The following is a 7,824-nucleotide window of genomic DNA, read 5'->3' on the forward strand; positions in this document are numbered from 1 at the left end:
TCCTGTTCGCCATTTATTTGTGCAAGCTGCAAAAACTAAACGCATAGCGTAAGGGATTTTCGTTACTCCATCTCCTTCATCAGCGGCAGCTTGAAGCTAAAGCGTGAGCCTTGCTTTTCAATGCTTTCCACAGAAATTTTGCCGTGATGCTGTTCGATGATTTTTTTGCAAATGGCTAAGCCGATGCCGTGTGAGTCTGAGTTTTTAATATTAGATGCACTATAGTAGCTGTCGAATATAAATTGAATTTCCTGCTCTGGGATGCCGATGCCGCTATCCTCTACAACGCAAATTAAATCCTCATCTGTCGTCATCATCCTAAATGAAATCTCACCGTGCTTCGTATATTTAATCGCATTCATAATCATATTCGTGACAACCTGCTTCACTCGATTTATATCAATTAAAATATACGTCTCTTGTTCGAAGTGACCATCCGTTTTATAGGTTAAGTTGGCCCGTTGGACGTCCTCTCCATAGGAAATGGCAAGCTGCTCATAAAAATCTTGTACAGCCACCTTAGAATACGAATATTCTAAGCGCCCGGCTTCGAGCTTGGCTAAATCAAATAAGTCTTGAATTAATAAATTTAACGATAATAATCGATCCTTGCTTCGCATTAAATAATGGTGTTGCTCCTCCTCAGTCGTTACAAGTCCGTCTAAAATGGCCTCAATATAGCCGAGTGAAGAAGTAATCGGTGAACGGAGCTCATGAGAAATGCTATGCAGCAATTTTTTTCGCTCTAGCTCATTCATTTCAAGCTTTTCGTTCGCTTCTTTTAAATGTAAATTGATTTCACCAAGCTCCTTTGTGCGATTTTCAACACGCTGCTCTAAATCCTGATAAATTTCTGCATTTTCAATCGATACAGCAATTTGTGTAGAAATCATCGTCAATAATTCGACCTGTGTAGAGTTAAAGGCGTTTTGTAACAATGCGTTATCTAAATAAAGTAGCGCCTTTACTTCCCCTTTATGGTGCACAGGTAAGCATAAAATCGACTTTGTATCCATCTTAATATGCGAGAAGAGGGGACTTTTCTGTGTATTAGAAATAATAACCGGTTCATTGCTTTGCAAAGTCAGTTCAGCAATCATTTTAATGTGTGAAACAAGCTCGACAGGAGGGTTATAATACTTGAATTGCATGTCCTCTGCCTGTGCCATTGCCTGAACATGAAGTCGACCGTGCTGGAAACGAATAAAAAATCCGCTTGTTGCATTCGCCTGCTTTAACAGAGAAAACAGCAGCTTTTGTAATAGGTCCTCCATTCGTACTTCCTTTGCCAATGATTGTGTAGCCTCTAGTACTGTAATCATATCGAAGGATAAGGCATACTCTTGCTTTTGCAGCTGAATTTGAACGTATTCTCCGTAAAGCACCTCCCATTTGCGGGCGATTGTTTCAGCACCCCATCTTCGCATTTCTTTAATACCGCGTGTAATATAGTCGCTTGTTTTGGGTATATCCTTAAACCCCTCATAATATTTGGCCGCGCGCTCGTAAATAATCGCGACGTCCTGCGGGAATTTATTTACCTTTGCTAGCTGAATGGCACGGTCAAAATAGAGTAGGGCTTCTCCGTCTAATTTTTTCATACGGCAATTTTCCGCTAGAAGCAGCATATATAAATGCTCATAAATATGAGGCGCCACCTTTGCCCACTTTTTAAACTTTCGAACGCTTTCATTAATTTCAGTTACATATTGACGACGTTTTTCTCGATGCTTCCGAGGCTGCTTTAAAAAATCAAACTGCCAAAGTGCGCGGTAAAAATAATAGCTCGGTGCAGTTGGTAGGGAGGTCATCGTATCAATGGACGTAGAAATATTTTCTAAAATAAGGGCAGCCTGCTGTTCATTTTGAAGCAGATAAGCCATTTGTAAACGTAGGATAGAGTGCATCCCTACGACCATTTCCTCATCCTTTAGCGTAATATGGCTATCCCAATCGGGCATGGTATCTGGATTGCGCAGCGCTGAAATCCAGCTTTGAAATTCTGTTAAATAATCACTCGATAATATATGGGGAATTTCCGCATAGCGATCCTGCTGATATTGTAATTCCTCGTCTAATTCTTTCAGTGAAGCGCCATTTGCAAGCCTTGTAGCACATAAAAAACAAGAGGTCACCGTTACTTGATATTTGAGTCCTACTTGCTCGCAGTATTGTTGCGTCAGACGCATAATTCGAATGCTTGATTCATAATCCTCCTCCCAATGATTTAAAAAGATGCCGTACGTAAAATAAATACGTGCCTTAATAATCATAGTGCTCTGATTATCCGCTAGAGACATCGCCAATTTGCCAAAACGCATCGCCTGCTTAATATCATTAAATCCAGAAATCAGTATAAGGGTATAATTCATATACACCATGGCGCTTTCTGCTGTGGCCCCGTATTTTAGCTGTAAACGAAACACTCGTAGGATTAACATACCGGTTAAATTCGGGTTCATTCTATAGGTACCCGTTACGATGTAAATCATTATTTGAATTAATACATCCATCTCCTGCTCGTCGATGGCTGGTAGGTTGAAGAGCTTTTGGTCTGATACATTTTTCAGCTCCCATTTTAACAGTAAAACCTCTTTTAAAACTTGTAATTTGGTCGGTTCACGGCTAATGCTCATACCGCATAGCTCAAAGGCAGCGAAGCCAGCATTGATTACTAGCTCTGAGCTTTCAGATTCAATATAAATAAGCGTCATTAGGCGATAGATGATGAGCTTCTCGAGCACTGTTTCTGTATGCTCTAAGGCCTCTTCAATATGCTTTTTAGAATCCTGATAATCGCCTACTAAATACTCGCACTCTCCTAAGCTAGTATAAATTTCGAGTGCGGTTTCACGCATGCTAACCCAATGATTTGAAGGTAATAGCTTCAAGCTCGCAACGAAAAATTGCAGGGCATTTTTAAATAAACCGGCATTTTTCAGTCTAACGCCTAAAGTATAGTTCCAAATCGCTAACTGCTGGTTCTCTGCGAGCGATAATCGACCGTTACAATAATTAAATTGTCGAACAATCTCTTGTAAATAGTCGCTTTCTTCTATATGCTCGTCTATTCCTATAAGCAGTTGACCGATCTTATAGTGAATTTCCTCTCGTTTTTTCTGTGATAGCGCCTCATAGGCAGTTTCCTGGATACGGTCATGTACGAATTGGAATTTGACCTCGGCAAGCTGAAGACCATCCTCAAATGCTACGGAATTTTTCCATTTAAAGTGGTGGTCGCGCGCTATAATAAACCCTTGTTGAATCATTTCCTCTAGCTGGTCAATTAACTCATATGGAGGTAGCTCGACTAGCTTAAGTAATAGCTTTAATTCGAATTCTCGTCCAAAGCAGGAAGCAACCTGTAGTATCGATTGTGCTTTTGGAGAAAGCATCTCGATTCGGTTACTAATAAAGCCCAATAGCTCCTGATTGAAGATCGTATTTTGTACTCTTTGCCCATCAAACTTCCATATGTTTTCGCCAGCATCGAAATAAAGTGCTCTAGAATTTAGGAGAACCCGAAATACTTCATTCATAAATAAGGCGTTCCCTTGTGTGATGTGATACAGTCTCTGGGCTGCATCACTTATAAAAGGGGACTTTGCTTTTAATGAATCCTCTAGCCACTCCGATACATCCTGCGGAGATAAGTAATGAGGATAAACTGCACAAAAAGATTCTAGCTCCTGCTGCCATTCTGTAATGGGCTCCAGCATGCTTGCTTCATCGTTTCGGACCGTAATGACTAATAAAAAGTATCCGCCTTGATGCTGCTCATATATTTGCTTAATAATATCGACTGTAATCGCGTTTGCCCATTGTAAATCATCGATTACCCAGACGATTGGTATTCGCTGACGAGAGAAGATGGCTAATATTTTTTTGATGGATGCAAATATATAGGCGTTTAATTGCAGGGTGTAATGGTAATTTTCTTTCAGCAATTCTGTATTGTCCGATAAAAACCATTTTAATTCAGGAATTAATGATAATAAGCTTTCGGTTATCATAAAGTCTGCTCCCTGCAGCCCTTTTTGGAACTGCACAATAGCACCTTCTCCTTCAACGTATACTTGCTTTAACAGCCTTCTAAGCGGTTGAATAATAGGTGAAAATGTTTCTTGGTTTGGAAGCTGATCATATTTGCTACTAACGAAATAGCCCTTCGTCATCGCGACGTCATTTTGCAGCTCCAGTGCTAGCGCAGACTTTCCACAGCCTGACGTGCCGTTTATAAAGACGATTTGCTTTTCACCTGCTTGGACTCTAGCGAAGGTTCTGCTTAATATTGCTTTTTCATCGTCTCTTCCGTATAGCTTAGTGGAAGGCTTAGGCTGCAAATTTTTATCATCCTGCCCAAGTGGGAATAAAATTTCATTCACACCATCGGCTAATTGCTGCCTAACACGCTTTAAGTCTTTCTTTAAGCCGACTGCACTTTGATAACGGTTGTCTGGATTTTTTTCTAGTAACCTTTCTACAATCATCTTTAAAATCTTCAAATCATTCTCTTTTTCGAAATGGGTGAAATCCGGCTTTTTCGTTAAAATATCAAAAATACAATCCACTGAATTGTCCGCATTGAATAGACGCTTCTTTGAAATCATTTCGTAGAAGAGTACACCAAGCACATATAAATCAGAGCGTTCATCTACCTCAATCGGAAGTCGGCCCGTATGTTCAGGAGCAATATACGGTAGCTCCTCCGTAGAAACGGCTAATTCTACTGCATTCTCTGTATTAGCGTTCCATTTCGTTAGCATAGATGCTGAAACGAGCTTTATTTGTAAGGAAGTCGAATGTATTAGAATATTCCTTGGGTTTAAATGCCCAATTAGCAGTCCCTTTTGATGAAGACTAATAAGAGCATTTACAAGTTCAATGGCAATATATAAGAATTGATTTACTGGTATGCCCTTTTGAATTAAATAGGGCAATGGCTGTCCAGCGAAATCTTCATAGATCATGATTAGCTGTTGATTGGCATGCTCATAAGCGATTGGCTTTAATAACCAACGATTATTTTCTTCTGCATAAACTGCATAGTCAAAATAGTGCTTCGCTCCCTCCTCATTAAAAAATCCAGGAATAATTTGCAATATAACAACTCGTTGGAAGCGCTGCAGGTATTTTCGTTGAAGCGTCAAATCTGTTGGGTTGTATGTTTCGAGCATAGAATTCACCTCTATATGATTGTGGTGTAAATTTATGTTATTGCTTCGATTATTAGGCAGTATCTTTTAAGTTAATTATAATATTATGGAATATGTAAGCACCACTATAAAAATGAAAAGGTTGAAAATAGTTTCGACTAAAGCGCTCTAGTTGTTCTCCTGGTCGAGGCTGAATAAGCATATTAGTGATAGAGTGCGTCACTAATATGCTCTCTATTTTTTCTTACTTCTTTCCATCGAAAAAATCCTCTAGGTCGTCATCCGTTTTATCTAAAAAGGTTTCCCAGCAGCTTTCGCACATCATACAAACTGCTTTTTTCGTTTCCTTGTAAGCTTCCTCACCCATTGCAATATCCACTACTTTTCCGCAAATATCACAAACAGCATATGTGTAAAGCATAAACGTTACCTCCTTTTCTAGGTGAAATAGAGTCCACTCGTACTCATTTTAAATTGTGAAGATATATAGTTAATTTTATTCAAATCTCCAAAGCCCTCCTATGAGAAATATCTAATTTAGAGGGAAAAATATGCAACGGAGAGCGGAAGCATAGGCGACTTTCTCAAAATGAATTGGAAGTAGTTCTATAAGGAGAGTTTATCCCAACAAAAGGTTGAGCCGTATCCGCACCAAAGGCGAGTCTATCCGAACAAAAGCGTGCCGTATCCGCACAAAAGCCGAGCCTATCCGAACAAAAGTGAGCCGTATCCGCACAAAAGCAGTCCATTCGAACAAAAGAGTGTCGTATCCGCACCAAAGCAGAGTCCATCCGAACAAAAGCAGAGTCCATCCGAACAAAAGCAGAGTCCATCCGCACAAAAGCGTGCCGTATCCGCACAAAAGCCGAGTCTATCCGAACAAAAGAGTGTCGCATCCGCACAAAAGCAGTCCGTCCGAACAAAAGAGTGTCGCATCCGCACCAAAGGCGGTCGTATCCTCACAAAAGCAGTCCATCCGCACAAAAGTGAGCCGTATCCGCACAAAAGGCGAGTCTATCCGAACAAAAGCGGGTCGTATCCGCACAAAAGCCGTCCATCCGAACAAAAGCGGGTCGTATCCGCACAAAAGGCGAGTCTATCCGAACAAAAGAGTGTCGCATCCGCACAAAAGCAGAGTCCATCCGAACAAAAGCGTGTCGCATCCGCACAAAAGCAGAGTCCATCCGAACAAAAGCGTGCCGTATCCGCACCAAAGGCGAGCCGTATCCACACAAAACCCGCATCCTCACAAAAAGCAACTCTCCCCTCTCAATACTGTACAACTTGTGTCAGTTGTGAGAAAAAAGTCTGCTATAATGGAACTGACCTAGTTGTTTAGGGTATACTAGCAAGAGTGACTATATGAGGGAGTATTAATAATAGAGAGATGGAGAAGCAATCTTATTCGAAGCTGTGGGGACAAGCAGTAAAGACTGGGATCATTAAGTCAAACTTAATCCCGATGATCGCTGGATTGATGCTTGCATTATTTACGTATGAATTAAGCTTTATCGATAATATTTGGAATTTTATTTTTGCAGTAGTTGGTTCAGCGTTTGTTATTGCGGCTGCGGGAACGTTTAATAACTTGTATGATCGTGATATTGATGCGGTAATGCAACGCACGAAAGTCCGACCAACCGTAACGGGAGAGCTTAATGCTAAGACAGTACTAGCTGCTGGGGTTACTCTTTTAATCTCAGGAATTGTTCTACTTGCATTAACAACACCACTTGCTGCATTCCTAGGGTTTCTTGGTGTGTTTTTCTATGTGGTACCGTACACAATGTGGACGAAGCGCCGAACAATTTGGAATACAGAAGTCGGAAGTATTTCAGGTGCGATGCCGCCACTCATTGGATGGGCAGCAGTTGCCCCAGATATTTGGCATCCAGCCTGCTGGGCGTTATTTATTATCGTTGTTATTTGGCAAATGCCGCATTTTTATGCAATCGCTATTCGCAAGCGTGACGATTATGCGTCAGCGAATATCCCTATGCTACCAGTGGCAAAAGGGGAGCGCCGCACATACATTCAAACGAATATTTACTTAATATTACTTATTTTAACAAGCTTTTTATTTTTACCGCTTAGCCTTGGGTTGACACTAGTTTCCTTTGTGTTAGGTGCTGCTTGGTTATGGTTAAGCTTTGTTGGCTATCGCAAAATGGAAGGGAAAAAATGGGCAAATCGAATGTTTGCTTATTCCTTGTTCCATATGACAGCGCTCTTTGCGACAGTCATCATCTATTCATCAGTCGGTTTAATACTAAGAGCATTATAAGAGAGATCGCCTTTTTCGGAGGCGATCTTTTTTATGAGGTTAAAATCTGTATACTAAATTTCGGTTCATTTTAGGCAAAAGTATAAAAACGTGAAATTTAAAAAGTAGAGATTATTAAAAAAATGTAGGGAGGGTTTAATAAAATCTCTTGTGAATTACCACGCTTTTTTTGCTATTATAATTAATACTGTAGTTAAAATTCAATTAAATTTAATGTGCATTATATAGGAAGTTATTAATTAATGATAAAAAAATAATATTTTTTAATAAAAAAGTATTGACGTTTTATTGATATGCCTATAATATATTAAGAGTCGCCAGGACATGATGCGACAACGAAACAAAATGAACCTTGAAAACTGAACAAGCAAAACGTTAACAATA

Annotated in this window: 4 protein-coding genes; 2 read left to right on the forward strand and 2 right to left on the reverse strand. The window is 40.0% G+C overall.

The features are described 5' to 3' along the window. Positions 1-62: 62 nt before the first annotated feature. Together V4T18_RS13295 and V4T18_RS13300 are read right to left on the reverse strand one after the other, a co-directional pair. Positions 63-5,177, reverse strand: coding sequence for an ATP-binding protein (locus V4T18_RS13295; RefSeq protein ID WP_332650080.1), 5,115 nt, complete (start codon positions 5,175-5,177; stop codon positions 63-65). Between the two features lie 223 nt (positions 5,178-5,400). Beyond that, entirely contained in the window at positions 5,401-5,577 is a 177-nt protein-coding gene (locus tag V4T18_RS13300; RefSeq protein WP_332650082.1) for a hypothetical protein, read from the reverse strand. A 258-nt stretch (positions 5,578-5,835) separates the two neighbouring features. Between V4T18_RS13300 and V4T18_RS13305 the strand changes: the two genes are divergently transcribed. Both V4T18_RS13305 and cyoE read left to right on the forward strand, forming a co-directional pair. After that, on the forward strand, positions 5,836-6,495 hold the full coding sequence (locus V4T18_RS13305; RefSeq protein WP_332650084.1) for a hypothetical protein: 660 nt from the start codon (positions 5,836-5,838) through the stop codon (positions 6,493-6,495). 48 nt (positions 6,496-6,543) lie between these two features. Further along, positions 6,544-7,440 (forward strand): heme o synthase, encoded by an 897-nt coding sequence (cyoE, locus tag V4T18_RS13310; RefSeq protein ID WP_332650086.1) that lies wholly within the window; start codon positions 6,544-6,546, stop codon positions 7,438-7,440. Positions 7,441-7,824 lie beyond the last annotated feature (384 nt).

Origin of the sequence: Lysinibacillus sp. 54212 (assembly GCF_036662795.1) — a bacterium.
In the GTDB taxonomy this organism is placed as follows: domain Bacteria; phylum Bacillota; class Bacilli; order Bacillales_A; family Planococcaceae; genus Lysinibacillus_B.

What these genes read in the sequence shown, in the direction of transcription:
- V4T18_RS13300 (WP_332650082.1), bottom strand. Translation starts at nt 5,577, where the DNA reads ATGCTTTACACATATGCTGTTTGTGATATTTGCGGAAAAGTAGTGGAT.
- V4T18_RS13295 (WP_332650080.1), bottom strand. Translation starts at nt 5,177, where the DNA reads ATGCTCGAAACATACAACCCAACAGATTTGACGCTTCAACGAAAATAC.
- cyoE (WP_332650086.1), top strand. Translation starts at nt 6,544, where the DNA reads ATGGAGAAGCAATCTTATTCGAAGCTGTGGGGACAAGCAGTAAAGACT.